38 protein-coding genes and 1 tRNA gene are annotated in these 26,672 nt (G+C 44.5%); 37 read left to right on the forward strand and 2 right to left on the reverse strand.

The features are described 5' to 3' along the window. Positions 1-27: 27 nt before the first annotated feature. The 11 genes from ftsH (at position 28) to AC6I2O_RS00765 (ending at position 14,227) form a co-directional block, all read left to right on the forward strand. Positions 28-1,842, forward strand: a complete 1,815-nt coding sequence (gene ftsH / locus AC6I2O_RS00715) for an ATP-dependent zinc metalloprotease FtsH (RefSeq protein WP_120393173.1) — start codon at positions 28-30, stop codon at positions 1,840-1,842. Positions 1,843-2,060: 218 nt separating this feature from the next. Beyond that, on the forward strand, positions 2,061-2,297 hold the full coding sequence (locus tag AC6I2O_RS00720; RefSeq protein ID WP_120393172.1) for an HPr family phosphocarrier protein: 237 nt from the start codon (positions 2,061-2,063) through the stop codon (positions 2,295-2,297). Between the two features lie 123 nt (positions 2,298-2,420). Further along, entirely contained in the window at positions 2,421-4,274 is a 1,854-nt protein-coding gene (locus AC6I2O_RS00725; protein ID WP_497741527.1) for an amylosucrase, read from the forward strand. Between the two features lie 38 nt (positions 4,275-4,312). Further along, positions 4,313-5,812, forward strand: coding sequence for a carboxypeptidase M32 (locus AC6I2O_RS00730; RefSeq protein ID WP_120393250.1), 1,500 nt, complete (start codon positions 4,313-4,315; stop codon positions 5,810-5,812). An 82-nt stretch (positions 5,813-5,894) separates the two neighbouring features. Continuing rightward, positions 5,895-6,839 (forward strand): restriction endonuclease subunit M, encoded by a 945-nt coding sequence (locus AC6I2O_RS00735; RefSeq protein ID WP_497741528.1) that lies wholly within the window; start codon positions 5,895-5,897, stop codon positions 6,837-6,839. 9 nt (positions 6,840-6,848) lie between these two features. Further along, positions 6,849-10,898 (forward strand): Eco57I restriction-modification methylase domain-containing protein, encoded by a 4,050-nt coding sequence (locus tag AC6I2O_RS00740; RefSeq protein ID WP_497741529.1) that lies wholly within the window; start codon positions 6,849-6,851, stop codon positions 10,896-10,898. A 298-nt stretch (positions 10,899-11,196) separates the two neighbouring features. Then, a complete protein-coding gene (locus AC6I2O_RS00745) occupies positions 11,197-11,658 on the forward strand; it encodes a hypothetical protein (RefSeq protein WP_120393169.1) in 462 nt (153 codons plus the stop codon). A gap of 100 nt (positions 11,659-11,758) precedes the next feature. Next, entirely contained in the window at positions 11,759-12,118 is a 360-nt protein-coding gene (locus AC6I2O_RS00750) for a GntR family transcriptional regulator (RefSeq protein ID WP_120393168.1), read from the forward strand. 71 nt (positions 12,119-12,189) lie between these two features. Continuing rightward, positions 12,190-12,897, forward strand: coding sequence for an ABC transporter ATP-binding protein (locus tag AC6I2O_RS00755; protein WP_120393167.1), 708 nt, complete (start codon positions 12,190-12,192; stop codon positions 12,895-12,897). Next, complete coding sequence (locus tag AC6I2O_RS00760; RefSeq protein WP_497741530.1) at positions 12,891-13,643, forward strand: hypothetical protein; 753 nt, start codon at positions 12,891-12,893, stop codon at positions 13,641-13,643. Before AC6I2O_RS00755 ends, AC6I2O_RS00760 begins: the two co-directional genes overlap by 7 nt. Positions 13,644-13,855: 212 nt before the next feature. After that, positions 13,856-14,227, forward strand: coding sequence for a hypothetical protein (locus tag AC6I2O_RS00765; protein ID WP_497741531.1), 372 nt, complete (start codon positions 13,856-13,858; stop codon positions 14,225-14,227). 358 nt (positions 14,228-14,585) lie between these two features. On the opposite strand, the gene AC6I2O_RS00770 is transcribed toward AC6I2O_RS00765, so the two are convergent. Together AC6I2O_RS00770 and AC6I2O_RS00775 are read right to left on the reverse strand one after the other, a co-directional pair. Further along, a complete protein-coding gene (locus AC6I2O_RS00770; RefSeq protein ID WP_497741532.1) occupies positions 14,586-14,744 on the reverse strand; it encodes a hypothetical protein in 159 nt (52 codons plus the stop codon). A 197-nt stretch (positions 14,745-14,941) separates the two neighbouring features. Further along, a complete protein-coding gene (locus tag AC6I2O_RS00775; RefSeq protein ID WP_497741533.1) occupies positions 14,942-15,082 on the reverse strand; it encodes a hypothetical protein in 141 nt (46 codons plus the stop codon). Positions 15,083-15,307: 225 nt separating this feature from the next. Between AC6I2O_RS00775 and AC6I2O_RS00780 the strand changes: the two genes are divergently transcribed. The 26 genes from AC6I2O_RS00780 to AC6I2O_RS00905 all read left to right on the forward strand — a co-directional run bounded on the left by AC6I2O_RS00780 (position 15,308) and on the right by AC6I2O_RS00905 (position 26,647). Further along, a complete protein-coding gene (locus AC6I2O_RS00780) occupies positions 15,308-15,526 on the forward strand; it encodes a hypothetical protein (protein ID WP_497741534.1) in 219 nt (72 codons plus the stop codon). A 50-nt stretch (positions 15,527-15,576) separates the two neighbouring features. Further along, a complete protein-coding gene (locus AC6I2O_RS00785; protein ID WP_120484274.1) occupies positions 15,577-15,966 on the forward strand; it encodes a hypothetical protein in 390 nt (129 codons plus the stop codon). 185 nt (positions 15,967-16,151) lie between these two features. Beyond that, complete coding sequence (locus AC6I2O_RS00790) at positions 16,152-16,466, forward strand: hypothetical protein (protein WP_120484275.1); 315 nt, start codon at positions 16,152-16,154, stop codon at positions 16,464-16,466. A 63-nt stretch (positions 16,467-16,529) separates the two neighbouring features. After that, positions 16,530-16,889 carry a hypothetical protein gene (locus tag AC6I2O_RS00795; RefSeq protein ID WP_120484276.1) on the forward strand — a complete coding sequence of 120 codons (360 nt, stop codon included), beginning with the start codon at positions 16,530-16,532 and terminating at the stop codon, positions 16,887-16,889. Positions 16,890-16,947: 58 nt separating this feature from the next. Beyond that, positions 16,948-17,103: a hypothetical protein gene (locus AC6I2O_RS00800; RefSeq protein ID WP_497741535.1), complete on the forward strand. Its 156-nt coding sequence runs from the start codon at positions 16,948-16,950 to the stop codon at positions 17,101-17,103. Positions 17,104-17,180: 77 nt separating this feature from the next. Then, the gene (locus AC6I2O_RS00805) at positions 17,181-17,396 is read left to right on the forward strand and encodes a CTP synthase (protein ID WP_120484277.1); all 216 of its coding nucleotides are present in this window, start codon (positions 17,181-17,183) and stop codon (positions 17,394-17,396) included. Positions 17,397-17,488: 92 nt separating this feature from the next. Next, on the forward strand, positions 17,489-17,629 hold the full coding sequence (locus tag AC6I2O_RS00810) for a hypothetical protein (RefSeq protein WP_158604885.1): 141 nt from the start codon (positions 17,489-17,491) through the stop codon (positions 17,627-17,629). A 254-nt stretch (positions 17,630-17,883) separates the two neighbouring features. Beyond that, positions 17,884-18,024, forward strand: coding sequence for a hypothetical protein (locus AC6I2O_RS00815; protein WP_158604885.1), 141 nt, complete (start codon positions 17,884-17,886; stop codon positions 18,022-18,024). Positions 18,025-18,278: 254 nt separating this feature from the next. Continuing rightward, positions 18,279-18,419, forward strand: coding sequence for a hypothetical protein (locus AC6I2O_RS00820; protein WP_158604885.1), 141 nt, complete (start codon positions 18,279-18,281; stop codon positions 18,417-18,419). 303 nt (positions 18,420-18,722) lie between these two features. Then, a tRNA-OTHER gene (locus AC6I2O_RS00825) sits at positions 18,723-18,792 on the forward strand. 60 nt (positions 18,793-18,852) lie between these two features. After that, complete coding sequence (locus AC6I2O_RS00830; RefSeq protein ID WP_497741536.1) at positions 18,853-19,629, forward strand: DUF6353 family protein; 777 nt, start codon at positions 18,853-18,855, stop codon at positions 19,627-19,629. 46 nt (positions 19,630-19,675) lie between these two features. Next, positions 19,676-19,846 (forward strand): hypothetical protein, encoded by a 171-nt coding sequence (locus AC6I2O_RS00835; RefSeq protein WP_166545148.1) that lies wholly within the window; start codon positions 19,676-19,678, stop codon positions 19,844-19,846. A gap of 35 nt (positions 19,847-19,881) precedes the next feature. Continuing rightward, the gene (locus tag AC6I2O_RS00840; RefSeq protein WP_120484280.1) at positions 19,882-20,187 is read left to right on the forward strand and encodes a hypothetical protein; all 306 of its coding nucleotides are present in this window, start codon (positions 19,882-19,884) and stop codon (positions 20,185-20,187) included. Positions 20,188-20,216: 29 nt separating this feature from the next. After that, a complete protein-coding gene (locus tag AC6I2O_RS00845) occupies positions 20,217-20,765 on the forward strand; it encodes a DUF6273 domain-containing protein (protein WP_497741537.1) in 549 nt (182 codons plus the stop codon). 79 nt (positions 20,766-20,844) lie between these two features. After that, positions 20,845-21,615 carry a DUF6353 family protein gene (locus AC6I2O_RS00850; protein WP_497741538.1) on the forward strand — a complete coding sequence of 257 codons (771 nt, stop codon included), beginning with the start codon at positions 20,845-20,847 and terminating at the stop codon, positions 21,613-21,615. A gap of 68 nt (positions 21,616-21,683) precedes the next feature. After that, positions 21,684-21,956, forward strand: coding sequence for a hypothetical protein (locus AC6I2O_RS00855; RefSeq protein WP_497741539.1), 273 nt, complete (start codon positions 21,684-21,686; stop codon positions 21,954-21,956). Between the two features lie 81 nt (positions 21,957-22,037). Further along, entirely contained in the window at positions 22,038-22,226 is a 189-nt protein-coding gene (locus AC6I2O_RS00860; RefSeq protein WP_130435793.1) for a hypothetical protein, read from the forward strand. Positions 22,227-22,242: 16 nt separating this feature from the next. Next, on the forward strand, positions 22,243-22,863 hold the full coding sequence (locus AC6I2O_RS00865; RefSeq protein ID WP_130435794.1) for a hypothetical protein: 621 nt from the start codon (positions 22,243-22,245) through the stop codon (positions 22,861-22,863). 12 nt (positions 22,864-22,875) lie between these two features. Further along, complete coding sequence (locus tag AC6I2O_RS00870; protein ID WP_130435795.1) at positions 22,876-23,127, forward strand: DUF3310 domain-containing protein; 252 nt, start codon at positions 22,876-22,878, stop codon at positions 23,125-23,127. A 2-nt stretch (positions 23,128-23,129) separates the two neighbouring features. After that, a complete protein-coding gene (locus AC6I2O_RS00875) occupies positions 23,130-24,095 on the forward strand; it encodes a DUF6353 family protein (RefSeq protein ID WP_497741540.1) in 966 nt (321 codons plus the stop codon). A gap of 118 nt (positions 24,096-24,213) precedes the next feature. After that, complete coding sequence (locus tag AC6I2O_RS00880) at positions 24,214-24,765, forward strand: cell wall hydrolase (RefSeq protein ID WP_497741541.1); 552 nt, start codon at positions 24,214-24,216, stop codon at positions 24,763-24,765. A gap of 116 nt (positions 24,766-24,881) precedes the next feature. Beyond that, complete coding sequence (locus AC6I2O_RS00885) at positions 24,882-25,046, forward strand: histidine kinase (protein ID WP_130435798.1); 165 nt, start codon at positions 24,882-24,884, stop codon at positions 25,044-25,046. Then, positions 25,039-25,638: a hypothetical protein gene (locus AC6I2O_RS00890; protein WP_497741542.1), complete on the forward strand. Its 600-nt coding sequence runs from the start codon at positions 25,039-25,041 to the stop codon at positions 25,636-25,638. Before AC6I2O_RS00885 ends, AC6I2O_RS00890 begins: the two co-directional genes overlap by 8 nt. Further along, positions 25,635-26,186, forward strand: a complete 552-nt coding sequence (locus AC6I2O_RS00895) for a hypothetical protein (protein ID WP_497741543.1) — start codon at positions 25,635-25,637, stop codon at positions 26,184-26,186. Before AC6I2O_RS00890 ends, AC6I2O_RS00895 begins: the two co-directional genes overlap by 4 nt. Before the next feature lie 15 nt (positions 26,187-26,201). Next, the gene (locus tag AC6I2O_RS00900; RefSeq protein ID WP_130435800.1) at positions 26,202-26,414 is read left to right on the forward strand and encodes a forkhead box protein; all 213 of its coding nucleotides are present in this window, start codon (positions 26,202-26,204) and stop codon (positions 26,412-26,414) included. Continuing rightward, complete coding sequence (locus AC6I2O_RS00905; protein ID WP_497741544.1) at positions 26,414-26,647, forward strand: hypothetical protein; 234 nt, start codon at positions 26,414-26,416, stop codon at positions 26,645-26,647. Before AC6I2O_RS00900 ends, AC6I2O_RS00905 begins: the two co-directional genes overlap by 1 nt. Positions 26,648-26,672: the final 25 nt, after the last annotated feature.

Genomic DNA, 26,672 nt, shown 5'->3' on the forward strand with positions numbered 1-26,672 from the left:
AGAGGATTTTGAAGAGGAGGGATATTTGTGAACGAGATAAAAAAACCTAGAAAACCATTGGCATTTTATTATTTAATTGTCCTGGGCGTACTGTTTGTGCTGAATTTTCTGCTCGTACCGTATATGACACAGCGCAGAATACAGCAGGTCGATTACGGTACCTTCATGACGATGACGGAGGAAAAAAGCATCGGCCAGGTAGAGGTGCAGGAAAATCAGATCCTGTTTACAGATCGTGATGGGAAGCAGATTTACAAGACAGGTAAAATGGAGGACCTGGGGCTTGTAGAACGTCTGCATGCTTCCGGCGCTGAGTTTACCGGGGAAATCGTGGAGGAAATGTCCCCCTTTATGAGTATTCTTCTGTCATGGGTTCTGCCGATGGTGCTTTTCATTATGCTTGGACAGTTTCTGGCGAAGAAGCTCATGGATAAGGCCGGCGGCGGACAAAATTCCATGATGTTCGGTATGGGTAAGAGCAATGCAAAGGTTTATGTGAAGTCCTCGGAAGGCATACGTTTTTCGGATGTAGCCGGAGAGGACGAGGCAAAGGAAAATCTGGCGGAGATTGTGGATTACCTGCACAATCCTGGAAAATATAAGGAGATCGGTGCATCCATGCCGAAGGGAATCCTGCTTGTAGGCCCTCCGGGAACAGGTAAAACGATGCTGGCAAAGGCTGTTGCAGGCGAGGCAAATGTTCCGTTCTTTTCCATGTCCGGTTCCGAGTTTGTGGAGATGTTTGTCGGTATGGGCGCATCCAAAGTACGTGATCTGTTTAAGCAGGCCAAAGAAAAAGCGCCGTGTATCGTCTTTATTGATGAGATTGATGCAATCGGCAAAAAGCGTGACGGACAGATCAGCGGAAACGACGAGCGGGAACAGACGCTGAATCAGCTTCTGACCGAGATGGATGGATTTGAAGGAAACACCGGTGTGATTATTCTGGCGGCCACAAACCGTCCGGATTCTCTGGACCCGGCGCTTACAAGGCCGGGCCGTTTTGACCGGCGTGTTCCGGTGGAACTTCCCGACCTGAAGGGACGGGAGGAAATCCTGCGGGTACATGCAAAGAAGATTAAGATTGCGGACAATGTAGATTTTAACAAAATTGCACGCATGGCATCCGGCGCATCGGGGGCGGAGCTGGCCAATATCGTAAATGAGGCGGCGCTGCGCGCTGTGCGGGATGGCAGAAACTATGCTACACAGTCTGATATGGAAGAGAGCATTGAGGTTGTAATTGCAGGTTATCAGAAAAAGAATGCAATTCTGACCACAAAAGAAAAAATGATCGTTGCCTACCATGAGATCGGTCACGCTCTGGTTGCTGCAAAGCAGACGAACTCTGCACCAGTCCAGAAGATTACGATTATTCCGCGTACATCGGGTGCACTTGGCTATACCATGCAGGTGGAGGAAGGCAATCACTATCTGATGTCGAAGGAAGAGATTGAAAACAAGATTGCGACGCTGACCGGAGGCCGTGCGGCGGAGGAAGTGATTTTCGGTACAATAACGACGGGTGCTTCGAATGATATTGAGCAGGCCACGAGACTTGCGCGCGCAATGATCACGCGTTACGGAATGAGCAGGGATTTTGATATGGTGGCCCTGGAAACTGTAAACAACCAGTATCTTGGCGGAGATTCATCTCTTGCTTGCTCTGCACAGACACAGACGCAAGTTGACCAACAGGTTGTGGCTACGGTTAAGAAGCAGCACGAAAAAGCAATGCAGATTCTTCTTGAAAACCGTGGAAAGCTCGACGAGCTTGCACAGTTTCTCTATGAGAGGGAGACTATTACAGGCGAAGAATTCATGGATATTCTCAATAACTAGGCAACGGTCAGGAAGGAAGCTTTATGAACCGTGCAGTCAATGCCGGAAACAGTAAAAGCGGAATGAACCAGGCATAATTGGAAGTAACAGGAAATTCCGCCAATATGAACGAAGAAAAAAACAATAAAACATGGGGTTGCCACTTTACAGCTGTAAACTACAAGCTTATAATGAAACGGAATTCGGAATCAGAATTCCGGGAAGGAAATAAAAAGTAGATGAAACAGGTATATGTAAAGTTTGACAGTTTAGAGCAGGTGAACAGGTTTGTGAACCTGATTGACAAATTTGATGCAGATTTTATGCTTGGTATTGGAAAGCATACGGTGGATGCAAAATCAATCCTTGGTATTGCAACGCTCGATCTGTCGAAGCCGCTGCGGCTGCGCTATGATTCGGATGATGCACGTATCAGGGAGCAAATTACCCCATTTTTGGCAGAAGACCACGGATAACTGCGGAAGAAAGAGTATATGCAGATGTCCGTGGTTTTGTATTATATGTGACGAATGCGGATGCACGATTTGAGGGGCATTCGAATTAGGAACCTAAAAGACAGAAAAGGGCAGGGAGTGTTTATGAAAAAGAATAATACGGGATATGAAACTTACGAGAGGCGTTTGAAGCGCCATGAGGAAGAACTCCGCTGGCTGTACATGGAGCTATATGGAAATGATTCTATGTATGCAGAGCTGTGCGATGGAATGCGTCGTTTTTATGAAGAACGGGGCACAGATCTGAAAGAGCAGGATGCGTACCGGGAAAGCAGGCCAGACTGGTATCGGAAAAACGATATGCTTGGCATGATGTTTTATATTGACAATTTTGCAGGAAACATGAAAGGGGTACAATCCCGACTGTATTATATCGAACGGTGCGGCGTCAATTATGTTCATCTGATGCCGTTTCTGGATACGCCAAAGGGCCGCTCCGACGGCGGATATGCCGTTTCTGATTTTCGCAAGGTACAGGAAACGCTCGGAACAATGGAAGATTTGCAGGAGTTGACTGCTGCCTGTCATAAAAAGGGAATCAATGTCTGTATGGATTTTGTGATGAACCATACCTCGGAGGATCATGAGTGGGCAGTAAAAGCGCGCCAGGGGGACGGCGAGTATATGAGCCGTTATTTTTTCTATGACAATGCTTCCATTCCTTCAGAATATGAAAAAACGGTGCCGCAGGTTTTCCCGACAACTGCGCCGGGGAACTTTACATGGCTGCCTGAGATCGGGCATTACGTGATGACCACATTTTATCCGTATCAGTGGGATTTAAACTATAAAAATCCGAGGGTTTTCAATGAGATGATGTACAATTTTCTGTTTCTGGCCAATCAGGGAATTGACATTATCCGGATTGACGCGGTACCCTATATCTGGAAGGAGCTCGGAACTCAGTGCAGGAATCTTTTACAGGTTCATACGATCGTGCGTATGATGCGCATGATCAGCGAGATTGTCTGTCCGGGGATTCTGCTTCTAGGTGAGGTCGTGATGGAGCCGGAGAAAGTGGTTCCGTATTTCGGAACCGTGGAAAAACCCGAATGCCATATGCTCTACAATGTAACGACGATGGCAACCACGTGGCATACGGTAGCGACAAGGGATGTGCGTCTTTTGAAAAAGCAGCTGGACATTGTGAGCGCCCTGCCGAAGGATTACGTATTTCTGAACTATCTGCGCTGCCATGATGACATTGGCTGGGGACTGGACTATCTGACGCTTGGGCAGGAAGGGCTTGGAGAGGTTTCACATAAAAAATATTTGAATGATTATTTTCGCGGATATACGGGCGGCAGCAACAGCCGCGGAGAGTTGTACAATGAGGATCTGATAACCGGCGACGCGCGGTTCTGCGGAACGACAGCGTCCATGTGCGGTGTGGAGCGGGCCGGCTTTGAACAGAATGAGGAAATGATGGATGCGGCAATCCGTCTCGATCTCATGCTGCACGCATATATGTTTATGCAGTCGGGGATTCCGGTGCTTTACAGCGGAGATGAGATCGGGCAGGTCAATGATTATACGTATAAGGAAAATCCCGATAAGGCTGCGGACTCAAGGTATCTGCACCGCGGCGCAATGAACTGGGAGCTTGTAAAAAATATTGAGATTCCCGAAAGCGTGCAGGGCAGAATATTCGGCGGCCTGCGTCAGCTGGAACAGATACGGGAAAAAGAAAAAGCTTTTATGACGAATGCAGATATGTGGACGATTGAGACCTGGGAAAAAGAGGTGCTCTGCATAGGACGCTGTTTTGAGGGAGAGAAGATAATCGGGCTCTTTAATTTCAGCGAGCATGATAAGACGGCCTGGATCAATGAAACGGACGGCACGTATTTGGATCTGATTTCCGGCAAGGAAAAAAAGGCGGTAGGGGTCGATATTCCGGCATACGGGTTTTATTATCTGAAGAGGATCGGTGATTGAGACGGATTTTGGAAAGTAATCATAACGGAGGAAGAAAGATGGAAATTAGGGAAGCTTTGGAAGCGCTGGATTTGCTTCAGAAGAAGTTGTATGCGTACAGATGTGCGGACTCTTCGCTGTTTTTGGATAGTGTGACAGTGGCGCCAAGGAATACAGCCAAGGGGCGCGGGGTTGCGCTGGGAATTTTAGCCGGGGAGAGGCAGAAGCTGGCAGCAGGGAAGGAGACAGGAGAACTGCTCTCTTTTTTGCGGGAACATCTGGAGGAACTCGGAGAGCTGGAAAAACGCCAGGTGGAGGTGCTGTGGCGTGATTATCAGAGGCTTGAGAAGGTACCGGCAGAGGAATATATGGAGTACGCAATGCTGACGAATGAGGCGAGCGATGTGTGGCACAGGGCGAAGGAGACGGACAATTTTGAGTTGTTTCGTCCAGTGCTGGAGCGGCTTGTGGCATTTAACCGAACGTTTGCGGGATATTATAATCCATCGGAAAAACCGTACAATGTGCTTTTGGATGAATTTGAGCGCGGCGCGGATATGGAATATTTGGACCACTTTTTTGCTGTGATTAAGGAGCGTCTGGTACCTCTGATTCACAAAATCGCAGAGGCACCGCAGATCGACGACAGTTTTCTGCATCGCCATTATCCGGTAGAGGCGCAGCGAAGATTTTCGGATTATCTGATGGATGTCATGGAGCTGGACCGCGGCCACTGTACGATCGGTGAGACAGAGCATCCGTTTACACTTGACTTTAACAACAAGGACGTGCGGATTACAACAAATTATAAGGAGGACAGTGTGGGGGAATCCATGTATTCTGTGATTCATGAGGGCGGTCATGCAAAATATGAGCTTGGCGTTCGTGATGAGTTGCAGTATACATGTCTGGCCGGAGGCGTTTCGATGGGCGTGCATGAGAGTCAGTCGAGATTTTATGAAAATATAATCGGACGCTCCAGAGCTTTTGTGGAGGCGATTTTCCCAAAGATGCAGGAATTTTTCCCGGAACAGCTTTCAGATGTGACAGCGGAGCAGATGTACCGTGCCGTGAACCGTGTGGAGCCGTCTCTGATTCGTACCGAGGCGGATGAACTGACTTACAGTCTCCACGTTATGATTCGCTATGAGATTGAAAAACAGTTGATAGACGGCAGTCTGGAGGTAAAAGATGTGCCGCAGGTATGGAACCGGTTGTACAGAGAATACCTTGGCATTGATGTGCCGGATGACAGACGCGGTTGTTTACAGGACAGTCACTGGTCCGGCGGTTCGTTTGGCTATTTTCCGTCCTATGCGCTGGGAAGCGCGTATGGGGCGCAGATGCTGCAACATATGGAACGCGAAATAGACGTCTGGGGTCCGGTATCACGCGGGGATTTGTCCGCGGTATCGGCATGGCTGAAAGAAAAAATTCATCAGTACGGGTGTATGATGGAGCCGGGTGAAATTATAAAAAATGCCTGTGGGGTTTTTGACCCGACGGCATATACGGATTATCTGACTCAGAAATATACAGAGCTGTACGAACTTTCCTAAGCGTTTCGTTGTTGTACAGAAGTAGAAAAGGTGATTTAAGGACAGATGGAGGCGGCTATGACAGTGAATGAGGAGGCCTGAAATGGTGGACCTTAAAATTCATACAAATGCAGGCGAAGGACGGGAGAATGGATTCCATGCGGCGGTCATGAGGATTCTTCTTACGGACAGAACGACAAGAAGAAACATCGTGTGGGCAACGGATGATTATGAGGACTGCGGGGAGCTTTATAGGGCGGAATGTCCGATTACGATGGATTTGCTTACCGGCGAAAATGCGAAGCTGATTCAGCCCCGGACGACGAAGACTAAATCGGACCGGATGAGCCGTACAAAAGGAAGGGCAGAGGTCTTTACGCCTGCATGGATGTGCAATGAGCAGAACAATTTGATTGACGCCGCATGGTTTGGAAGGCCGGATGTGTTTAATTTTTCCACGAATAAGGGATGGAAAACGAACAGTGCGGTTATATCGTTTGAAGACAAACGGGGGCGCAGGTGGAAGGATTATGTGGATGCAAAGAGATTGGAAATCACCTGCGGAGAGGCTCCTTATCTGACCAGCAGGTACGATATGGTAACGGGAAATCCGATTGAAATAAGAGACCGGATCGGACTTTTGGATCGAAAATTGCGAGTGGTCAGTGAAAACGCGAAAGATGAATCGGAATGGTTGAAATGGACCTTCCGTGCATATGAAAGCATATATGGATTTGAGTATCAGGGAGACAGTTTGTTGCTGGCCAGAGAGAATTTGCTGTATACGTTTGTGGAGCATATGCAGAATCAGTGGAACAGAGCTCCCCAACCGTCTGAATTGAAACGGGTGGCCTTTGTGATATCGTGGAACGTATGGCAGATGGACGGGCTTTCCTTTGCTGTTCCTTTTGGAAAAACGGACGTGCAGGGGGATGAACATGCAACGGGCAGTAGGGACAATATAGAAAAAAAGGAAGTTTATTGTAAAATACGTGACTGGCGTTCCAGGAAAACGTTACAGTACCGTACATTAGTGGAAAGAAAATGAGGCTTTTCCATGGACAATCTCCAATTGCTGGACAATTTTATTACAGGGCGTGTAGAACCGCATATATATGCGTTTACAACGGATGCAATTCCCGGTTACCTGAAGGTGGGAGATACTTACCGCCCTGTTTCTGTGCGTCTGAAAGAATGGAAAAAACATTTTCCGGATCTGGTAAAGGCGTTTGAAGAAACAGCGGCTGTAACTCCGGATATTTTTTTCCGGGACTTTTCGGTTCACCAGTTTCTGGAGCTTGGACTTGGGAAGCATCGGCTGACGCTTGGGGAACTTCCGGCAGAAACGTATTATTCAAAAGAGTTTTTCAAGGATACCAAAGTGCCGGAGCTTGAGGCGGCAATCCATGATATACGCAGAAACCATCAGGATGGCGGCCACAGATACCAGTATTATCATGCCGGTACAAATTTGCCGGAGGTACACACGTATGCTTCTTCCGGATGGTGGGAGCCAAGACCGATGCAGGCAGAGACGGTTCGGAATTTTAAAGCAGCGGTCGGGAAAGGCCGTACCAATCTGCTGATGTATGCGGTTATGCGTTTTGGAAAATCATTTACAGCGCTTTGCTGTGCAAAGGAGATGGCGGCAAAGACTGTTTTAGTGGTTTCAGCCAAAGCGGATGTGCGTGAGGAATGGAAGAAAACCGTACAGAGTGCGGATAATTTTCGGGAAGATTATGCATTTCTGACTGCGGAGGAGCTGAACAGGGATGAAAATGCGATAAAGAGAGAGCTTGAGCGGGAAAGAGGCGTTGTGATTTTCCTGACGCTGCAGGATTTGCAGGGAGAAAGTATCAAAGAAAAGCACAGGGAGGTTTTTTCCAGACAAATAGATCTTTTGATTGTAGACGAGACGCATTATGGTGCCAGGGCCGAAAGCTACGGAAAAATTCTCCGCACAGCCGGTTATGAGGAAGATGTCAGGGACAGATATCTGGACGAGGATTTTGTAGAGCTGGAGGAAGCTGAGGAACAGCTCAAAGAATTGCAGGTAAAAATCACGCTCCATCTGTCAGGTACGCCGTACCGTATTTTGATGGGGAGTGAGTTTTCCGAGGAGGACATCATTACTTTCTGCCAGTTTTCGGATATTGTAAAGGAGCAGGAAGCGTGGGATTTAAAGAACGATGCCCTTCCTGAGGGACAGCAGGAAGAAGAGTGGAAGAATCCGTACTTCGGATTCCCTCAGATGGTGCGTTTTGCTTTTGCACCGAGCAGTTCTGCGCTGGCGCTTTTGGAGAGTCTGAAGAGTAGCGGCATGACGTATGCGTTCTCTGCTTTGCTGAAGCCGGAGTCTTTATCAAAGAAAAAGGACGGCAGCCATAAGCGGTTTGTCCACGAAAGAGAAGTTCTTGAATTATTTGAGGCGATTGACGGCAGCAGACAGGACGACGGTGTACTGGGATTTCTCGATTATGACAGAATCAAAGAAGGAAAGATGTGCCGCCATATGGTATGTGTGCTTCCTTATTGCGCATCGTGCGACGCACTGGAAAGCCTGCTGGTACGTCATGCCAGTTCTTTTAAAAATTTGGGCCAGTATAAAGTCATCAATATTTCCGATATAGACAGGCAGAAACAGTATAAAAATGTGACCGCGGTCAAAAAAGCGATTGCGGACTGTGAGAAGAACGATCAGAAAACGATTACGTTAACGGTCAACCGTATGCTGACGGGAAGTACAGTGGAGCAGTGGGACACTATGATCTTTCTGAAAGATACGGCTTCGCCGCAGGAATATGACCAGGCAATTTTTAGGTTACAGAATCAGTACATACGAAAATATGAAAACAACGCAGGTGAGACGATTTGCTATAATATGAAGCCGCAGACGTTGCTGGTAGATTTTGATCCACACAGAATGTTTGTAATGCAGGAGCAGAAGTCACTGATTTACAATGCCAATACAAAGGCGGCCGGCAACGGGAATCTGAGGCAGCGCATGGAGGAAGAGCTGCGCATTTCTCCGATTATTACGCTGAATAAAAACAGAATCGAGCAGGTTACGGCTGTGGATATTCTGGCAGAAATCAGCAGATATTCTAGCAGCCGAGGCGTTCGCGATGAAGCACAGGATCTTCCGGTTGATACGGCGCTTTTTTCGATCGAAGAGATTTTACGCGAAATTGAGCGCCAGGCAGAAATCGGCTCAAAGGGCGGTTTACAGACCGAGGCGCACAGGAATGACACGGACGGGACTGATCTCGAAGAGCCGGAGCATGGGTCGGACAACGCAGGGCGCAAGGAGCAGGAGACGGATACAGAAAATGAGCAGGCAGCAGGTGCATCGCAGCGTGACAGGGAAGCAGAGATACAGTCTCTTGAGAATAAGTTTAAGACGTATTATTCCCGGGTTTTGTTTTTTGCTTTTCTGACAGAAGAAACGGTGTCGTCTCTGGATGATATTCTGGCCTGCGCAGATTCTGAGGATAATACCAGAATCATGCGAAATTTGCAGTTAGACGGCAGTGTTTTGGAGCTTATGCGAAATCACATGAATCCTTTTATTTTGAACGCTCTTGATTATAAAATTCAGAACATCAATAAGCTGTCGCATGATGATACGGTGCCTTCTCTTGACAGGGCGTTGATTGCTATGAACAAGTTCGGAAAGCTGTCAGAATCCGAGGTTACGACTCCGGTAAACGTTGCCGCAAAGATGCTTCGTCTGATTCCGGATTCCTGCTTTGAAGAACTTGTGAAAGGAGAGCGCAGGATTTTGGATCTGGCCAGTAAGGCGGGTGAATTTGCGATTGCAATCTGCGAGCGGTGCAGGCAACTAGGTATTCCGGCAGAAGCGGTACGGGGTTCTGTATGGTCGATTCCGACGTCATCCGTTGCATACGAGTTTACGAGAAAGATGTATCAGATACTTGGACTGAGTACAGAGACTATTGCTGGCAAATTTCACGCATATGATTTACTCAATGTAGTGACCGCCGATGGCAAAGTTGATTATAAAAAGATAGCAGGGATGCTGTCGCAGAGGAAAGCCCTCAGCGGGATTGCTCTCGATGAGGGAGAGAATGGGGAAGGGAATAAGATGTTATTTAATGCAGTTGTGGGAAATCCACCATACCAGGAAAGCGACGGCGGTGCACAGGCCAGTGCCAGGGCGTTGTATCCTTATTTTGTGAATATCGCCAGAGAACTGGCTCCAGATTACGTTTCTGTCATTATTCCGACAAGGTGGTTTGCCGGAGGAAAGCATCTGGACAGTTTCCGAACCTCCATGCTGAATGATGTGCATATTAAGGAGCTGCATGACTGTCTGCATCCGGAAGAGATCTTTCCAGATACCAATAACCGTGGTGGAATCTGTTATTTTTTATGGGATGCCAGGTACGATAACCAAAGATCGGGCACAAGAGTTGTAACACATGAGGCCCAGGGCCGGTATATTGTGGCAGACCGTCCGCTGAAGACACGTGACCTTGATATTTTTATTAGAAACAGCAAGGCTCTGAGCATTCTGGATAAAGTTATTCCGGATGAAAGCACAGATGTCATGTCGGCGCATATTTCTCCAAGAAGGCCGTTTGCGCTGGACGGTAATTTTACAAAATCTCCGGAATTTTACGCATCTTCAGAAGATGCGCTGGTTCCAATTAAATGCTATGGAAAGGCCAGGACAGTCGGATATGTGGAGCGGGATCTGATCAAAGCGCATACGGAGTGGATTGACCGATGGAAGGTCTATATGCCCTACGCGAACAATATCGGAACAGAACTGAACGATGATAATCAAAATACCTTTATTGGGGAGCCGGAATCGGTATGTACCGAGACGTTTCTGATGGCAGGGCATGATCTTTATCTGAATGAGAAGATGTGCCGTCATCTGGCCGATTACCTTAGAACAAAGTTTGCAAGATTTTTGCTGAGTCTGGCAAAGATCAGCCAGCATGGGACGGCCAAAACGTATCGGTTTGTTCCGGTGCAGGATTTCCGGGAGGAGTGGACGGATGAAAGGCTGTATGCGAAGTATAGCCTGACAGAGGAAGAAATTGCGTATATAGAAAAAAGCATAAAACGGATGGATTAGCATACCAGGAACAATTTTGAGGGCGGGGAACCGCCCTTTTTGTTTATCGTATAGGAAACTTCGTCTCCCATACGATAAAAGCCTCCGGCAGGATGCGCAGCTTCGCGCGCGGAACCAAAGCTGTGCTCTGAAATTTATTGACGCGCGAGGTGTGCGAAGCACACTTTTGTTCTGTTGTGAAAATGTACGGGAAAGGAGGGCATATGCTTTTAAGATTTATTTAAGTTTTTTTGCAATTTTTCTTTAGCATTTTCATTTATTATGTAGAGATAAAGTTTTCATGCTAGGAGGGGAGAAAATGAGGGAGGAGATGGCGATGCTGTGTGTCATGCTTGGGGTTGCAGTGACGACAGCATTTGTATTATGGGCAGTTCGATGTTATCGAAGGGGAAAACTGCCGGCGGCAGCGGCATCAGGCAGTGTGATTGTATACACATTGATCTGGGCCGCAATTATTTTTTGGCAGCTTCCGATCGCCAACGGACACGGCGTAAGGGAGGCTGATCTTCAGGAAATGTCCGGGCGGATTCTGGCTGCTCAGCAATATGCGATGGAGCAGATTTTAAAGGACTGTAAGATTGAGCCCGAGGATATCCGGATGTGCAGCAGCAGTTCTTTTGAGGATGATCCGGATTATCATGTCGTGTGGATTACTTACGAAGGTGTGGATGAAAAGAATTCTTATGGTTACAGGCTCCAGGTAGATCAGAAAGGCAGATGCAGTATACTGGAACAGGGCAAAGAAATCGGTCTGAAGTAACGCTGCAATATTTTAAAAAATAAAAAAATCCTCTTGACAGACATAGAAACATAGTGTACTATTCAACTAGTACACAGATACAGCGGACGAAAGGAGGACTATGGAATTTCATTCAGCGCTTCCTATTTACTTACAGGTAATGTCATTTATCAAGAGGGATATTGTGAACGGCACGTTAAAACCAGGTGATAAACTGCCATCTGTCAGAGATACGGCGATTCAGTACGCGATCAATCCGAATACAGTCAGCCGTGTGTACCGGGAACTGGAGATAGAAGGTATCAGTTACACAAAGAGAGGTATGGGTACTTTTGTGACGGAGGATAAGGATAAAATCTGCCAGATGCGCGCAGAGATGGCGCAAGAACTGGTGTCTGGTTTTCTGGAGGGCATGGGACAGCTTGGGATTACGGCAAAAGAAGCGATTGAGCTGATACACCAAAGCTCTGGATCAGGGTAAAAATATAGGCTTCAAAAATTTTGACAGGGCAGATTAGGATAGAAAAGAGATTAATTGAGGAGAATCAGAGTATGCTGGAATGCAGGGAAATTACAAAAAATTACGGAAGAAAGACAGCGGTGGATCATGTATCTTTGAAGATTGAGCCGGGGCGGATTTATGCGATGCTGGGCCCGAACGGAAGCGGAAAAACGACATTGATGAAAATGGCAGTAGGTCTTGTGAAACCGAACGCAGGAGCTTTTTATTATAAGGGGCAGCCGATCGGCATTGAGAGCCGCAAAGAGATTGCTTATATGTCCACGGAACCATATTTTTATGCATGGATGACAGCGAAGGATATCGGAAAATATTATGAGGACTTTTTCGAGGATTTTTCGATGAAGCGTTACCGGGATTTGCTGGCACGTATGGAGCTGACGGAAGATTTAAAGGCTAAGTCGCTTTCGTCCGGTATGATGGCAAAGCTTAAGATTGCAGTTACGATGGCCAGAGATGCAAAGATTTATCTGTTGGATGAGCCGCTCAACGGGATTGATTTGCTGGCACGCGATCAGATTATTAGCAGCGTGCTGGAAGCCGTTTCTTCAGATGTAGCGCTGGTGATTTCCAGTCATCTTGTAGATGAGCTGGAGAAGATTGTGGATACCGCTATTTTTATGAAGAACAGTCACCTTGTGGAGGTCTGCGGTGCAGAAGAAGTCCGCATACAGCAGGGAAAATCAATTGTAGATAAGTATCGTGAAATCTATGGACACGGAGGGGAAGAGTTATGCTGAAACTGATGAAATATGAATTGCGGAAAACCATGTTTTCCAAGCTGGTGCTTCTGTGCATTACAGGAGTGGCGGAGATTGCCTATCTGGTCGGCGTGTTTTTAAAAACAGATAAGGGAGATCAGATTCTGGCATTTGGCGCGATTGGCCTGATGATGTGTATGATGATCGGTATTTTCTATATCGGAATTGACAGCCTCATTTCATTTCACAGAGATTTGAATACGAAGCAGAGTTATATGCTTTTCCTGACACCAAAGAACAGTTATCAGGTATTGGGGGCGAAGATACTGGAAAATGGATTGTCTATTTTCCTGGCAGGTGTATTTTTTGCAGTTCTGATTGCAGTGGATGCGTCAATTGGCATTTTGTACATTGGTGGTGTGAAGGAATTTCTTGATTTATTGAATCAGCTGATGATCAGCATTCAAATTAATATCAACCTTACGCCGCAGCAAATCCTGATGCCATTTTTTGCAGTTTTGGCAGGCTGGTTGATGACGGTTGTATCAGGCGACCTTGCAATTGTGCTGTCCGCAACGGTGTTTGCAGGGAAAAAATTCAGCGGTCTTGTGAGTTTTCTGATTTTTCTTTTGATCGACTATATTGCATCAAAAGTTCTGAATGCTGTTCCTGTGGTTCGTGATTTGATGGTGCAGTATGTTATGATTATTGGCGCGTGCTTTGTAATGGTCATAGTCATGTATTTTGTGACTGGATGGATTATGGAGAGAAAACTGAGTGTGTAAAACAGCGGGCGTGGAATCAATCCGCCGCAGGTTGGTTTGCCGATGAAGGAAACGGTGAACGGAAATATTATGGTACTCATTTGGTCTATAAATAGTATGAATACAAGGGTGAGCATTCAAAAAAATAGGAATTGAAAGCAGGTATTTACGCAAAATTTGATATTGCTTCTTATGTGATATTTCGTTATGCTATAAAAAAAGGAGAAAATCAGATGAAGCGTATTGTGGGAACCATTGCGGGCGTACTGTTTGTATTGACCATTTCTGTAGTTGGTATCTGTCTGGCGTCAGGGATGCCGGGAAAAGGGAAATATCCAATCTGGAATTATGAAAAAACGCACCGTGAAAAAGGAAATTATACGGTGTATGATTTTGAAGAAGTGGAACTGATGCTTCCGGCAGAGTGGGAAGGAAAGTATGGGATAGAAGTATTTGAAGACCATGTAAATTTTTTCCACAGCGCTTCGCGGAAAACATGGGAGAAATACGGAACGGGTGAAGAAAAGACAAGAGGAGTTCTGTGTTCACTGTGGTGCAATTTTAATGAAGAATATCCGAAGAATCCTATTCGGAAATTTGTATGAAGCTCCAATCATACGGCGTATGAAAAAACTGTCTTCTCGTGAGTCTCTGTGTGGTGAGATATAATCTATAGAGGGAATTTTTGAAGAAGACGCCGATGACTGTATATTTTTAAGCATAGGTTCCGGGCAGGTTTCGGTCAGACGCAGACGTGCACCCAAACCAATTGAATGTGAGTTGGGCGACTGCCTGCGTATTGAATATCTGGGAGAGCTTACTGATCCATGGATGGTGCGGGTGGAGAAAATTGAGTAAACTGATACGGTAATAAAACGGAGGAAGCCGCATAATCGCAAAAGTCGCTTGCTTAAGTCGTACCTTCGTTTATGCAGCTTCGTGAGATCGTTCATCTTGCAGGAACTACAGACTGAAAAGATAATTTTGAAGATCTGAAAAATTTCCATGTGGGTATCTTGTGATATCCACATTTTTTTTGTTGATCAGGCAGTCTGTCAGCAAGAATACGTGCATGCCAAGTGTTTCCGCTATCATATCTTCGCCAATGTCATTTCCAACCATCAGACATTCCTCAGCTTTGCAGCCGAGTTTTTGCAGAATTTCATTATAAAAACTTCCTAAGCTGACTACTTGCGAAAAAACCAGTAAAATCAATACTTTTAAAAGCGGTTAGAAGTGGTAAAAAGCAGGGAAATGTATGTAAATCATATATTATTCCTGCACCACTCCTATACCAATATTCCTACACAAAAGACATTCTATTTTATTTTTTCTATTTCCTCTCTCAGCCAGTCAAACTCTCTTGCTGTGTACACTTTTTCAGTGATGTCAGAAATCTTATGTCCGACCATATATTTGATGGCGTATTCATCGATGCCATATTTTTTTGCCATACTCACAAAATGCTTTCGTCCATCATGTGGCCTACAATCTGTTTTGTCACTGTTTATGGTATCATAAAACTCGTATCACGACATAAAAGCAGGAAGGAGTCCTAACAAGGACTCTTTCTTTTTATCCTAGCTTAGAAATCCAGTACGCAGGTGACGGAAAAACGTGGTATTTTGATATCTGAAAAATTCCCGGGTGGAAGATTCTGAAAAACATTTTGAAAGGAGAACTCTATGGAACTTATAATCATCTTTGCAATCGGTATCGTGGTTGGCTCGATTATAACCAGAATGGTAACCAAACCTTTGGATTTTGGCACTTTACGGATCGATACCTCTGACCCGGATGGACCATTTATGTTTCTGGAACTGTCCAAGGATGTAGATGCCGTAGCATCCAAGAAGTATGTAATTCTTAAAGTCAACCTCAAAAGTTATATTTCGCAGAAATAACAGTTCCTTTTATGGAAACTGATAAAACCGAGTGAAAGGAGAAAAACAAAATGGAAGAAATCCGCAACTTATTGGACGAGGAGATTAAAGCAGAAATCGAAGCATTATCTTCTATGCAATTCGGGAGCAAAGAACATTTGACAGCGACAGAAAATCTGGCAACGTTGTACAAGCTGAGGGTCGATGAGACTAAAACAGCACTGGACTTCGAGGAGAAATCAGAAAATCGTAAAAACGATGATGAGTTTAAGAAGAACCAGTTAGCTGAACAGGTCAAAGACCGATACTTCAGGCTTGGTACGGCAGCGGCCGAGTTAATATTGCCGTTGATGTTCTATGCAATCTGGATGCGCAGGGGATTTAAGTTCGAGGAAAGCGGAACATACACCTCAACAACATTCAGAGGATTATTTAACCGTTTTAGACCGACGAAGAAATAAGGAATTTGAGAGTTTCGGAACGAGAGGACGTGTGAAAAGCATGTCCTTTTCGTTTTTCTACGTGATTTTTACAGTCCCTATTATGGAATGGAGATGCAAAAGAGCTCTTTATCTCTTGACTTAATATAGAGAGTAACCGTACAATAATGCTGTTACTTTCGGATTATCAAGGAGGTAATGACTTTATGAGCCAAAAAATTATCAGACCCGAAGGTATGGAATTGGTAGAATACCTGAATAACGGGTATGCGATTTGCAACAAATGTGGGGCTGTAATGGACCGCAGAGAAGATCTAAACGGTGGATGTGATATTTACGCCTGCCCATCATGTGGATGGGAAGTGGATGAAATGGAATATGAGTACGAAGATGACGAAGAAGTAGAATGGACATCAAGCGTACATAAGAGTTTTGGAGGTGATATTCCACCGGCAGGATGCAGAGCCTGCGGAGGTCCATATCCGCATTGCAAAACGTCATGTAAACTATTTGACGATTAAAGAATTATCAACACAAGAGGGAGTCCTGACGAGGGCTCTTTCTTTTGCTTTTGGGAGGCTGGCATGAGATACCATTACAAAAAGCCTGCTATTTATCTTTCGATGTATGGTAAACTTTATATTTGTGAACATCCAGTTTATAACAGTTGCACTCTTTTTCAGATTAGTGATAAAGGATTAGCCGTCATTCAGCAACGATATGACTCAGAGACAAAGAGTACGTGGTGGAGTGAAGTTGACCCATGGCTGACAGATGATTTATATTTGCATCCGGGATTCAAGAAATACTTTGACGAACGAGCTGGAGAATGTAAAGATGGTCTCTACCCTACTGTTACCATCCGGCAGATTATGTGGGCGTTGAAGATGAAGCCAATTGCGAGAGAACGGTGGGAAACGGTCTTTGACAGACGTGATATTTAGACGCAAAATTTACAGCTCCTTTTATGGAAAATTATGCATTTATGAAAGGAGAAAAAAAGTGAGCAAAACAGAAAAGCATTTAAGCAGTAAGATACGCATATTTGAGGATATGCTGCTACGAAGTAAAAATGTCTATGAAATGGAAACACTCAGAAGTGAACTTGCAAAGATGCGTATATCATTACAGAAATTACAGTATGAGAGAGAGTCCTAACAAGGGCTCTTTCTTTTTGCGCTTAAAATACAACCCCCTTTATGAAAAACCAACGTTTGGAAAGGAGAAAAAGGAGTATGGACGAAATGAAAATCAACTCAAAATTCTTGAGGAACTTGATTGCCAAGTTTGTAAAAAGAGAGGTAAAGAAAAAAGCCGGATATGAAGTGGATATCCAGTTGAATGAATTCACCGCAACGGTTACAGACGGAACGGCTCATGTTCACTTGAATATAGATGCGGAATTGGGAAAAGATGAGCTTACAAAGCTCCTGGCAGCGATTGGTTTATAAAGAGTTGAGACTGTGGAAACACGGTCTCTTCGCTTTTACATACGCAAAATTTACAACTTCTTTTATGAAAAAAATAGAAGGAGGATGAAAGTATGCTTACTATTATTTTATTGGTTACGGGGATTCTTATTTTGGGGACGCAGTTTAAAATCGTAAGAATGCTGAAACAAATTGGGAAAGAAATTAACCAGATCGAAGGATGGAACGGTATACCGAAAGAACACTATTTTTAACAGGAGTGGAGTCCTAACAAGGGCTCTTTCTTTTTGCGCGATATTTACATTGCGTATTATGAAAGGATGGTGAAGAGTTATGACTTTATTAGGATGTGCACTGATTTTGATTGGGGTGTTAATTCTGATAAAAGGTAGAAACGATACCAACGATTAGCAAAAATGTAAAAAGGGAATGCGTTTAAACGGGTTCTCTTTTTTCTTCGCATAAAATACAACTTCTTTTATGAAAAAAATAGAAGGAGGATGAAAGTATGCTTACTATTATTTTATTGGTTACGGGGATTCTTATTTTGGGGACGCAGTTTAAAATCGTAAGAATGCTGAAACAAATTGGGAAAGAAATTAACCAGATCGAAGGATGGAACGGTATACCGAAAGAACACTATTTTTAACAGGAGTGGAGTCCTAACAAGGGCTCTTTCTTTTTGCGCGATATTTACATTGCGTATTATGAAAGGATGGTGAAGAGTTATGACTTTATTAGGATGTGCACTGATTTTGATTGGGGTGTTAATTCTGATAAAAGGTAGAAACGATACCAACGATTAGCAAAAATGTAAAAAGGGAATGCGTTTAAACGGGTTCTCTTTTTTCTTCGCATAAAATACAACTTCTTTTATGAAAAAAATAGAAGGAGGATGAAAGTATGCTTACTATTATTTTATTGGTTACGGGGATTCTTATTTTGGGGACGCAGTTTAAAATCGTAAGAATGCTGAAACAAATTGGGAAAGAAATTAACCAGATCGAAGGATGGAACGGTATACCGAAAGAACACTATTTTTAACAGGAGTGGAGTCCTAACAAGGGCTCTTTCTTTTTGCGCGATATTTACATTGCGTATTATGAAAGGATGGTGTAACGATATGATATTATTTACGGTGTTATTGATTCTGTTACTGGTATTTAGTGTATGTGCTATTTTCACGATTGGAACATGTGGAATAGTATTTATACTGATGTTTGGTGATGTGATTATATGTATCGGTCTAATAGTTATCATTATTAGATACATTATCAAGCGAAGGAAGTGAGCCGCTAACAACGGCTCTTTTTCTTTTTACGCGAAATTTACAGGTTATATTATGGAGAGACAGTAGCTCAATTGGTAGAGCGCCACACACCCGTGGAAGTTATAGGTTCGAGTCCTATCTGCTTCTCTTAAGTTTGGAGTCGGCAACGGCTCTTTTATTTTTGCCAAAAATGAAAGGAGAAAACATATGGGCAAATTTACAATGGGGTTGCGACGATCATCCCCGACAATCCTAACTGCTTTAGGAATCGTCGGCGTTGTTGGTACGGCTGTAACGGCAGTACGAGCAACACCTAAAGCATTGCGGCTTATTAAAGCCAAGAAAGATGAGCTGGAAACGGATAAGCTTACACCTATGGAACTTGTACAGACGACTTGGCAATGTTATATTCCGTCAGTCTTGATAGGTATTGGCACCGTTACGTGTATTGTTGGTATTGGTGTAATGGACAAGCGCAATCAGGCGGCTTTGACGAGCGCATACGCTATGCTTAACGAATCCTACAAGCAGTACCAACAAGCAGCCAAAAAAGTTTATGGCGAAGATGCTGATAACAAAATCCATGCTGAAATAGCTAAAGAAACCTATATTTCGGCTGACGGGTTAGGTGTCTATTCGGCGGATATGGACTCGGAAAGCGAAAAAATTCTTTGTTATGACATGTTTTCCAAGAGATATTTTACTGCAACAATGGCCGCCATAGTGAACGCTCAGTATCATATAAATCGAAATCTTCAACTTCGAGGCTATACAACTATAAATGAGTTCTATGATTTCCTTGGTCTTGACGGAATCAAATACGGAGATGAAATAGCCTGGGCTATGGACGATCTTATGGAAGGTGGAATTATGTGGCTTGACTTTGAAAATCATCGCACTGTGATGGAAGACGGTTTGAAATGTTGTGTGATATCCGCTGTCTGGGACCCTAACAAATTTGATGGGAAATTGGATATTTCTTAGTTCGCAAAAATTGCAAGTTCTATTATGAAAAGGAGGTAATCGCTTTATGGCTACTAAGAGTAAATTGATTAAAGTTCTTGGTCTGGCGGCGACTTTTATAGGAGTGGCGGCAACGCTTGTAACCGATTGGGTCAACGAGCAGAAGATGGATGAAAAAATCGAAGAAAAAGTAAACGAAGCACTTGCCAAAAGAGATGACGAAATTGAGGAGTCCTAACAGGGACTCTTCTTTTCTGTTATAAGGGGAGAGCTATGTCTAAGTATGAACAGGTTATTTTGATTATTGAGGATTATATTTTCGATTTCACAGAACCACAACGAAGTTGGGATAAGCATTGGTTCAAGGAAGTTAGTTATCAACGATGGGCTGGAAACGAACTCTTGAATTGTATTCGCAAAAATCCGGAACAAGACCCAATTGATATCATTTCGGACTTCGCAACAAAGACACGAGAATTTTCTATGAAAGACCACGCTGATAAAAGAGACAGGCAGATATTTAATGTTGCCTATGAAATAGCAACAGACATCTTGGAAATTACAAGATGTTTGAAATAATTAGCCAAAATTGAAAGGAGAAAAAAATCATGAAGGTAGCAAGAAAGGTGCTGTTCAAGACAAACGAAATTTGTGTAGGAGATCAGATTACGGTGAGGCTGAGCGGCTTCGGAAAGTTTACGGCCACGGCTCAGAGAGTGACGGACAAGGGAATTCTTTTCCTGTTTGACGAGGTTATCGCCCGGCATCCGATGAATGAGACCAACACCAATGAGGGTGGTTTCGATAAATCGGATATGTGCAGGTGGCTCCGCGAAACGGTTCTTCCGGAAATGCCGGAAAAGCTGAGAACCAGAATCCGCGAGATTACGCTTCCTACATACGGGGAGATTTTCGGCCATGACGATTTTTACGAAAACTTTGAGCCGGATAATGATGAACAGTTCGAGCTTATGAAGCGGCGCGGAAACAGAGTCTGTGATTTTGAGGATGACTGGTGTTGGTGGTGGCTCCGCAATGCTACTAAGAAAAACATTTCTTCGGCTTATTTCGCTCGTGTGAGCGCCGGTGGCTATACGGGCTCCGGCGGCGCTTCGGCCTCTGGTGGGGTTCGTCCGGAGTTCTGGTTGGTTAAATAATCGCCGCCCCTTGTGGGCGGTTTTATATTTTTGAAAGGGGATGCGCTTATGTGCGACCAGAATCGAAAGGAGAACATCAATGGACAAAAAAACAATAGCGGCAACTATTCGAAACATGCAAACTGCCGTGAAAAAACACAGTCCGGAAATTCTAACCGGAATCGGGATTGCCGGAATGATTACAACAACCGTACTGGCGGTCCGGGCTACACCAAAGGCTTTAATTCTTATTGAAGAAAAGAAAGATGAGCTGGAGGTAAATGAACTTACACCGAAAGAAACCGTTCAGGCTGCATGGGCTTGTTATATTCCGACGGCTGTTATAGGAACTGTTTCGATAGCTTGTTTAATCGGAGCCAGTTCAGTAAATATGAGGCGTCGGGCTGCTCTTGCCACGGCTTATACACTCTCGGAGTCCGCTTTGAAAGAGTATCAGGAGAAAGTAGTAGAGACCATCGGAGAGAAGAAAGAACAGAGTATACGGGATGCGGTCGCCAAGGACAAAATCGAGAAGAATCCAGTAAGCAATCGTGAAGTGGTTATCGTTGAGCGAGGAAATACTCTTTGCTACGATACCGTGTCTGGACGATATTTTAAGTCGGATATTGACAAGATCAAGAAAGCTGTCAATGAACTTAATCTCCGGATGCGGGACGAGATGTATATTTCCCTGAACGAGTTCTATTATGAAATCGGTTTGAACGGGACTCTCCTTGGCGATGAACTCGGCTGGAATATTGACCAGGGATATATTGATGTGTCATTCAGCTCTCAATTGGCTGACGATGGGACTCCCTGTCTCGTAATTGAGTATCATATTGCTCCGAGATACGATTTCAGCAACGGCTAATACGCGAAAAAAACAATGTCTTTAATGGAAGAACCACCTATTTTTCTAACTATGAAAGGAGAACAAAAATGGAAGCTAATGAAATTATGACGAACGAAGAGGTTATGGAAACCACTACTGAGGAAATCGTTAAAGCAAGTTCCGTGAGCGGATTTAAGACCGCGGCTGTTTTCGGATTGGTGTTTATCGCCGGCTATGTGGCTGGTAAGTACATCATCGACCCGACGATAGCACGTATCAAGGCCCGCAAGCTGAACAAGCAGACGGTTATGCAGGACGACTTCGATGACTTCGAGGAAGCAGCTATCGTAAGCGGAGAAAGTGTTGAAAATCCGGAATAAGGATTAGAAAACAGGGTTCGGACGAGGGAGAGTGCCTGAAACAAGGTGCTTTCCCTTTTCCTTTTTGCAAGGAGGTGCTATATGAACCAGTATGCGTATGATGGACCGGTTATGGAATTTGAAAACTGTGTAGCGCATCGTTGGAAATCAACCACCTATGCCGTGTCTGAGAAAAAAGCAAGGAGTAACCTTGTATATCAATTTAAAAAGCAGCACAACAGACTTCCTAATACGAAAATTACGTTACCTGGGAAGCTGATTGCTGTCTAGGGAAAGGAGAAAGTAAATGGAGGAGTACAAGCCGAATTCTCATAAATCAAAAGAGGAACAGCGAGAATCCGATGCTTTGCCTGAGAAAAAAGTGGGGAAAGTAATCACCGGCTCTGCGAAATCAAAAAAGAAAGGTGAAATGCAGAAGTTCGCAGATGTCTTTATCTCCGAGGATGTCGGGAATGTCAAATCTTATATCATTATGGAGGTGCTGGTACCGGCGGTAAAGAAAGCCATCTCTGATATAGTGACAAACGGGATTGACATGATTCTGTATGGAGAAACGGGCCGCACCAAGAAAAATTCAACCGCTTCCAAGGTATCCTACGGAAAATTCTATGACAGGGAATCGGACCGGAGGCGGGATTATCGCTCGTCTGGAACCCGAAGCGGGTATGACTATGATGACATTATATTTGAAACCCGTGGGGATGCGGAATCCGTTCTCGATGCCATGAATGACATTATCAGTCAATACGGAGTTGTCAGTGTTGGAGACCTGTATGACCTCGCTGATGTATCAACAAACAATTATGCCGTGAATAAGTACGGCTGGACAGATATTAGCGGATGCAAGCCTGTTCGGGTGAGAGATGGTTATATTCTCAAATTACCTAAGGCACTGCCACTGAATTAAGGAGGGGTTATCATGTATGAATCAAACGATAAAATGGTATCCCATCCGGATCACTATCAGTCGGAAACAGGTCTGGAAGTGATTCAGGCGATAGAGGCTTTCACATTTGATCTCAAGGGTATCGAAGCAGTGGATACCGGTAACATCATCAAATATGCGTGCCGCTGGAAGAAAAAGAACGGAATCCAGGATTTAGAGAAAATCATGTGGTACACGCAGCATCTTATCGATCATCTTAAAAATTTGGAAAAGGAGACTATTTAACCATGAAAAAAGAAGAGATTGTGACGAAGGTAAGCGGAACCTTCAATAAAGTCGGATTTCAGTTGAAGAAACACAGCCCGGAGATTCTCATTGTGGCGGGTATCGTTGGAACGGTGGCAAGTACAGTTATGGCGTGCCGGGCGACAACGAAGGTCGGAAAAATCATCGACAAGACTAAGAACGACGTGGATGAGATCCACGATGCAACAGAAAAGGGCGTAACAAAGGCTGGCGAGGATTACTCAATCGAGGATTCCAAAAAGGATCTGTCGGTTGTCTATCTTCAGACCGGGGTAAAATTGGCTAAGCTGTATGCTCCGGCTGTAGCTCTTGGAACTTTATCCATCACCAGCATTCTGGCATCGAACAATATTCTTCGTAAGCGGAATGTAGCGCTGGCAGCGGCCTATGCGACAGTGGACAAGAGCTTCAAAGAATACCGGAAACGGGTTATTGAGCGCTTTGGTAAGGAGATTGACCGGGAACTAAAGTATAACATCAAGGCGGAAAAGGTAAGCGAAACCGTTATTGACGAGGAAACCGGCAAGGAAAAGAAAGTGAAGAAGACCGCTTTTGTCGTGAATCCGTCTGATGTAAGCGGATACGCCCGGTTCTTTGAGAAGTATACGATGGATGAAGACGGAAACAGTGTCCTGAACCCTCATTGGGAAAGCAACAATGAATACAATCTGATGTTCCTGAAAGCACAGGAGAAGTATGCCAACGATTTGCTCCGGGCAAAGAAGCGCCTTTTCCTGAACGATGTTTATGACATGCTGGGACTGCCCCCGACAAAGGCCGGCCAGGTTGTTGGATGGGTTTATGACGCCGAACATCCCATCGGCGATAACTATGTTGATTTTGGTTTGTATGCGGATAATCTGAGCTATTCGGACTTTGTAAACGGCGCTGATCCGGCTATCCTTCTCGACTTCAATGTGGACGGAAACATCTGGGAATTGATGTGACTGACAGATGGATTGGATGGTTTTGGCTCAGGAAATCCATATCGGGACATGACTGACTGCCCTTGGTTTGGTTCTAAAGACTGGCGGAGGGCAGCCGGATATTTTTAAGGAGATGTACATGAAAAAAATAACTGCAATAGCTACGGCTTTTTCTTTGTGTATGATTCTGATATTTTCAATCACTACACACTCTGCCGGAAGTGAAATCCCTGCTGATTCACAGGCAATAGAAATCATTCCGGTATCTATGCCGGTGGTTACTTATATTCCGATAGAGGGAATCTCAGAGTCAAATGTGGAAGAAGTTACAAAGGAAGAACTTTTATCGGAGGAAGATATTTCGCTGATAGCGTTAGTAACGATGGCAGAGGCTGAAGGAGAATGCGAAAAAGGAAAGCGATTGGTAATCGACACCATACTTAACCGTATGGACTCAGAGTATTTTCCTGATACAACCTATGATGTTATTTATCAGCCGTATCAGTTTTCTTCAATGTGGAACGGACGTGTAGACCGCTGTGAAGTAAGGGAGGATATTTGTCAGCTTGTCCAAGAAGAACTGGAGGTTCGGACAAACTACGATGTTATATTCTTTACCGCTGGTTGCTACAGCGATTACGGCGTTCCCATGTTTCAGGTAGAAAACCATTATTTTTCGAGTTATGAATGAAAGGTGATTCTTATGAACGGTTTTTTAACATTGGTATCTTATACACTGGCTGCTATGGCCGGAATCTGTTTTGTCGGTGGGCTTGCCGTATTATCCGGCGGAAAGGAGCAGTAATCGTGGATGGTATTGGGAATTTGATATCCATGCTCGATTATGTGCTGGATACAAAAAGAAAAAGGCACATTACCGGCGGTATTCTGCTGAGCGTTTCCTTACTCTTCGGAGGACTGGCGCTTACGGTAATGACTATCAAAAACGAGGAGGACGAAGAAAATGAGTAAAGCAACGGGGTTCGTGATGTTTGTTTTGGGCGCGGCTATTGGCTCCATAGTAACCTGGCAGTATACCAGGAAAAAATATGAACAGATTGCCCAGGAGGAAATTGATTCGGTAAAGGAGATATTTTCCAGACGGGAATCGGCTGCGGATGTTGAAATTACAGCTCCTAAGCCGCAGACGGCAAAGATTGGTAAGCCGGAGGAAAAACCGGATATTACCGAATATGCTGCAAGGCTGGAACGGGATGGGTATACCAACTATTCAAACGTGGGCGCCGAACAGAAAAAAGAGGAGCAGGAAACGATGGAGATTAAACCCTATGTAATCTCACCGGAAGAATTTGGCGAGTTTGAGGATTATGAGAGAATCAGTCTCAGTTACTATGTGGACCAGGTTCTGGCAGATGAAGACGATGAAAAGGTAGACGATGTGGATAATGTTGTAGGTCTTGAATCTCTGACCCATTTCGGGGAGTTTGAGGACGATTCGGTATTTGTCAGAAATGACAGGCTGAAATGCGACTATGAAATTCTTCTGGACCAGAGGACTTATTCAGACGTTATGAAACAGAGGCCGCATCAGATGGAGGTATGATGACAAGGAGCGAGCTGAATAGCGAATACTTCGATTGGATGTGTCGGCTCGTATGCAACCGCCGGTATACCAGAGGTCTGTCCTATCAAAAACTTTTGCGGTTTCTTCGTAACGTGGATTTTAATTACACGATTGAAATGGATGGAAACCGGGAAGAAGATGGGATAGATCTCCGGTATCGGTTTGGCTACGAGAATTCATACGAAAACGCCATGATTTCAAGCTATTTGGATAATAGTCCCTGTAGCGTTTTGGAAATGATGATTGCCCTCGCTATTCGTTGTGAAGAACATATTATGGACGACCCGGATATCGGGAATCGGACCGGACAATGGTTCTGGGGTATGATTGAGAATCTTGGTTTAAGGAAACTGACCGATGCGAGATTTGATGAGGATTATGCGGAGGAAATCGTTCAAAGATTCTTAGACCGGAGATACAAACGAAATGGAGAGGGCGGCCTGTTTACGGTGGAACATTGCCGACGGGATTTAAGAACGGTTGAAATCTGGTATCAGATGTGCTGGTACTTAGACGAAATCGTATAGTTTGGGAGGTTTCGTATGACTCACAACGAAGTGTATAAATGGTTTGAATTATATTTTCCGCTTTATGCGGGCGAGAACGCCGCCGCATGGTTTCCAAACGGTAAAAACAGCATTCGGGTCAGACAGACCAATGGAGCAGAGTTTATATTTACCTATGGCGGCAAAGACGATTGGCGGTTTGAAACCGTTAAAAGTTTTATCAAGGACATGAAAGGAGGAAAAGGCTGATGTGCGAAATGCTTGGTTATATTTTTGGAAATTTACGGTCATCGGAAACGGCGATTAAAGAAATTCGCAGAACACTCAAGTATCAGAGCAGGTTTAACCGCAATGTTGGGATTTGGGTCGGCGCCATCACTGCTTATGTGGTTATTACGGAACTGGACCGCCGGGAACAGAACAAAAAAATAAAGGAACTCAGAAATGAGATTGAGGAATTAAAGCGCTCGGAAGGAGAGTAAAAAATGCGATGATCGACTTTTTGAT

It is taken from the genome of Blautia sp. St.27G3 (assembly GCF_059728505.1).

What these genes read in the sequence shown, in the direction of transcription:
- AC6I2O_RS00870 (WP_130435795.1), top strand. Translation starts at nt 22,876, where the DNA reads ATGTATGAATCAAACGATAAAATGGTATCCCATCCGGATCACTATCAG.
- AC6I2O_RS00795 (WP_120484276.1), top strand. Translation starts at nt 16,530, where the DNA reads ATGAGATACCATTACAAAAAGCCTGCTATTTATCTTTCGATGTATGGT.
- AC6I2O_RS00770 (WP_497741532.1), bottom strand. Translation starts at nt 14,744, where the DNA reads ATGGTTGGAAATGACATTGGCGAAGATATGATAGCGGAAACACTTGGC.
- AC6I2O_RS00860 (WP_130435793.1), top strand. Translation starts at nt 22,038, where the DNA reads ATGAACCAGTATGCGTATGATGGACCGGTTATGGAATTTGAAAACTGT.
- AC6I2O_RS00725 (WP_497741527.1), top strand. Translation starts at nt 2,421, where the DNA reads ATGAAAAAGAATAATACGGGATATGAAACTTACGAGAGGCGTTTGAAG.
- AC6I2O_RS00785 (WP_120484274.1), top strand. Translation starts at nt 15,577, where the DNA reads ATGGAAGAAATCCGCAACTTATTGGACGAGGAGATTAAAGCAGAAATC.
- AC6I2O_RS00790 (WP_120484275.1), top strand. Translation starts at nt 16,152, where the DNA reads ATGAGCCAAAAAATTATCAGACCCGAAGGTATGGAATTGGTAGAATAC.
- AC6I2O_RS00745 (WP_120393169.1), top strand. Translation starts at nt 11,197, where the DNA reads ATGAGGGAGGAGATGGCGATGCTGTGTGTCATGCTTGGGGTTGCAGTG.
- AC6I2O_RS00905 (WP_497741544.1), top strand. Translation starts at nt 26,414, where the DNA reads ATGTGCGAAATGCTTGGTTATATTTTTGGAAATTTACGGTCATCGGAA.
- AC6I2O_RS00835 (WP_166545148.1), top strand. Translation starts at nt 19,676, where the DNA reads ATGGCTACTAAGAGTAAATTGATTAAAGTTCTTGGTCTGGCGGCGACT.
- AC6I2O_RS00810 (WP_158604885.1), top strand. Translation starts at nt 17,489, where the DNA reads ATGCTTACTATTATTTTATTGGTTACGGGGATTCTTATTTTGGGGACG.
- AC6I2O_RS00740 (WP_497741529.1), top strand. Translation starts at nt 6,849, where the DNA reads ATGGACAATCTCCAATTGCTGGACAATTTTATTACAGGGCGTGTAGAA.
- AC6I2O_RS00855 (WP_497741539.1), top strand. Translation starts at nt 21,684, where the DNA reads ATGGAAGCTAATGAAATTATGACGAACGAAGAGGTTATGGAAACCACT.
- AC6I2O_RS00820 (WP_158604885.1), top strand. Translation starts at nt 18,279, where the DNA reads ATGCTTACTATTATTTTATTGGTTACGGGGATTCTTATTTTGGGGACG.
- AC6I2O_RS00840 (WP_120484280.1), top strand. Translation starts at nt 19,882, where the DNA reads ATGTCTAAGTATGAACAGGTTATTTTGATTATTGAGGATTATATTTTC.
- AC6I2O_RS00850 (WP_497741538.1), top strand. Translation starts at nt 20,845, where the DNA reads ATGGACAAAAAAACAATAGCGGCAACTATTCGAAACATGCAAACTGCC.
- AC6I2O_RS00730 (WP_120393250.1), top strand. Translation starts at nt 4,313, where the DNA reads ATGGAAATTAGGGAAGCTTTGGAAGCGCTGGATTTGCTTCAGAAGAAG.
- AC6I2O_RS00755 (WP_120393167.1), top strand. Translation starts at nt 12,190, where the DNA reads ATGCTGGAATGCAGGGAAATTACAAAAAATTACGGAAGAAAGACAGCG.
- AC6I2O_RS00900 (WP_130435800.1), top strand. Translation starts at nt 26,202, where the DNA reads ATGACTCACAACGAAGTGTATAAATGGTTTGAATTATATTTTCCGCTT.
- AC6I2O_RS00875 (WP_497741540.1), top strand. Translation starts at nt 23,130, where the DNA reads ATGAAAAAAGAAGAGATTGTGACGAAGGTAAGCGGAACCTTCAATAAA.
- AC6I2O_RS00765 (WP_497741531.1), top strand. Translation starts at nt 13,856, where the DNA reads ATGAAGCGTATTGTGGGAACCATTGCGGGCGTACTGTTTGTATTGACC.
- AC6I2O_RS00895 (WP_497741543.1), top strand. Translation starts at nt 25,635, where the DNA reads ATGATGACAAGGAGCGAGCTGAATAGCGAATACTTCGATTGGATGTGT.
- AC6I2O_RS00880 (WP_497741541.1), top strand. Translation starts at nt 24,214, where the DNA reads ATGAAAAAAATAACTGCAATAGCTACGGCTTTTTCTTTGTGTATGATT.
- AC6I2O_RS00890 (WP_497741542.1), top strand. Translation starts at nt 25,039, where the DNA reads ATGAGTAAAGCAACGGGGTTCGTGATGTTTGTTTTGGGCGCGGCTATT.
- AC6I2O_RS00815 (WP_158604885.1), top strand. Translation starts at nt 17,884, where the DNA reads ATGCTTACTATTATTTTATTGGTTACGGGGATTCTTATTTTGGGGACG.
- AC6I2O_RS00780 (WP_497741534.1), top strand. Translation starts at nt 15,308, where the DNA reads ATGGAACTTATAATCATCTTTGCAATCGGTATCGTGGTTGGCTCGATT.
- AC6I2O_RS00865 (WP_130435794.1), top strand. Translation starts at nt 22,243, where the DNA reads ATGGAGGAGTACAAGCCGAATTCTCATAAATCAAAAGAGGAACAGCGA.
- AC6I2O_RS00735 (WP_497741528.1), top strand. Translation starts at nt 5,895, where the DNA reads ATGGTGGACCTTAAAATTCATACAAATGCAGGCGAAGGACGGGAGAAT.
- AC6I2O_RS00805 (WP_120484277.1), top strand. Translation starts at nt 17,181, where the DNA reads ATGGACGAAATGAAAATCAACTCAAAATTCTTGAGGAACTTGATTGCC.
- AC6I2O_RS00750 (WP_120393168.1), top strand. Translation starts at nt 11,759, where the DNA reads ATGGAATTTCATTCAGCGCTTCCTATTTACTTACAGGTAATGTCATTT.
- AC6I2O_RS00720 (WP_120393172.1), top strand. Translation starts at nt 2,061, where the DNA reads ATGAAACAGGTATATGTAAAGTTTGACAGTTTAGAGCAGGTGAACAGG.
- AC6I2O_RS00760 (WP_497741530.1), top strand. Translation starts at nt 12,891, where the DNA reads ATGCTGAAACTGATGAAATATGAATTGCGGAAAACCATGTTTTCCAAG.
- AC6I2O_RS00830 (WP_497741536.1), top strand. Translation starts at nt 18,853, where the DNA reads ATGGGCAAATTTACAATGGGGTTGCGACGATCATCCCCGACAATCCTA.
- AC6I2O_RS00845 (WP_497741537.1), top strand. Translation starts at nt 20,217, where the DNA reads ATGAAGGTAGCAAGAAAGGTGCTGTTCAAGACAAACGAAATTTGTGTA.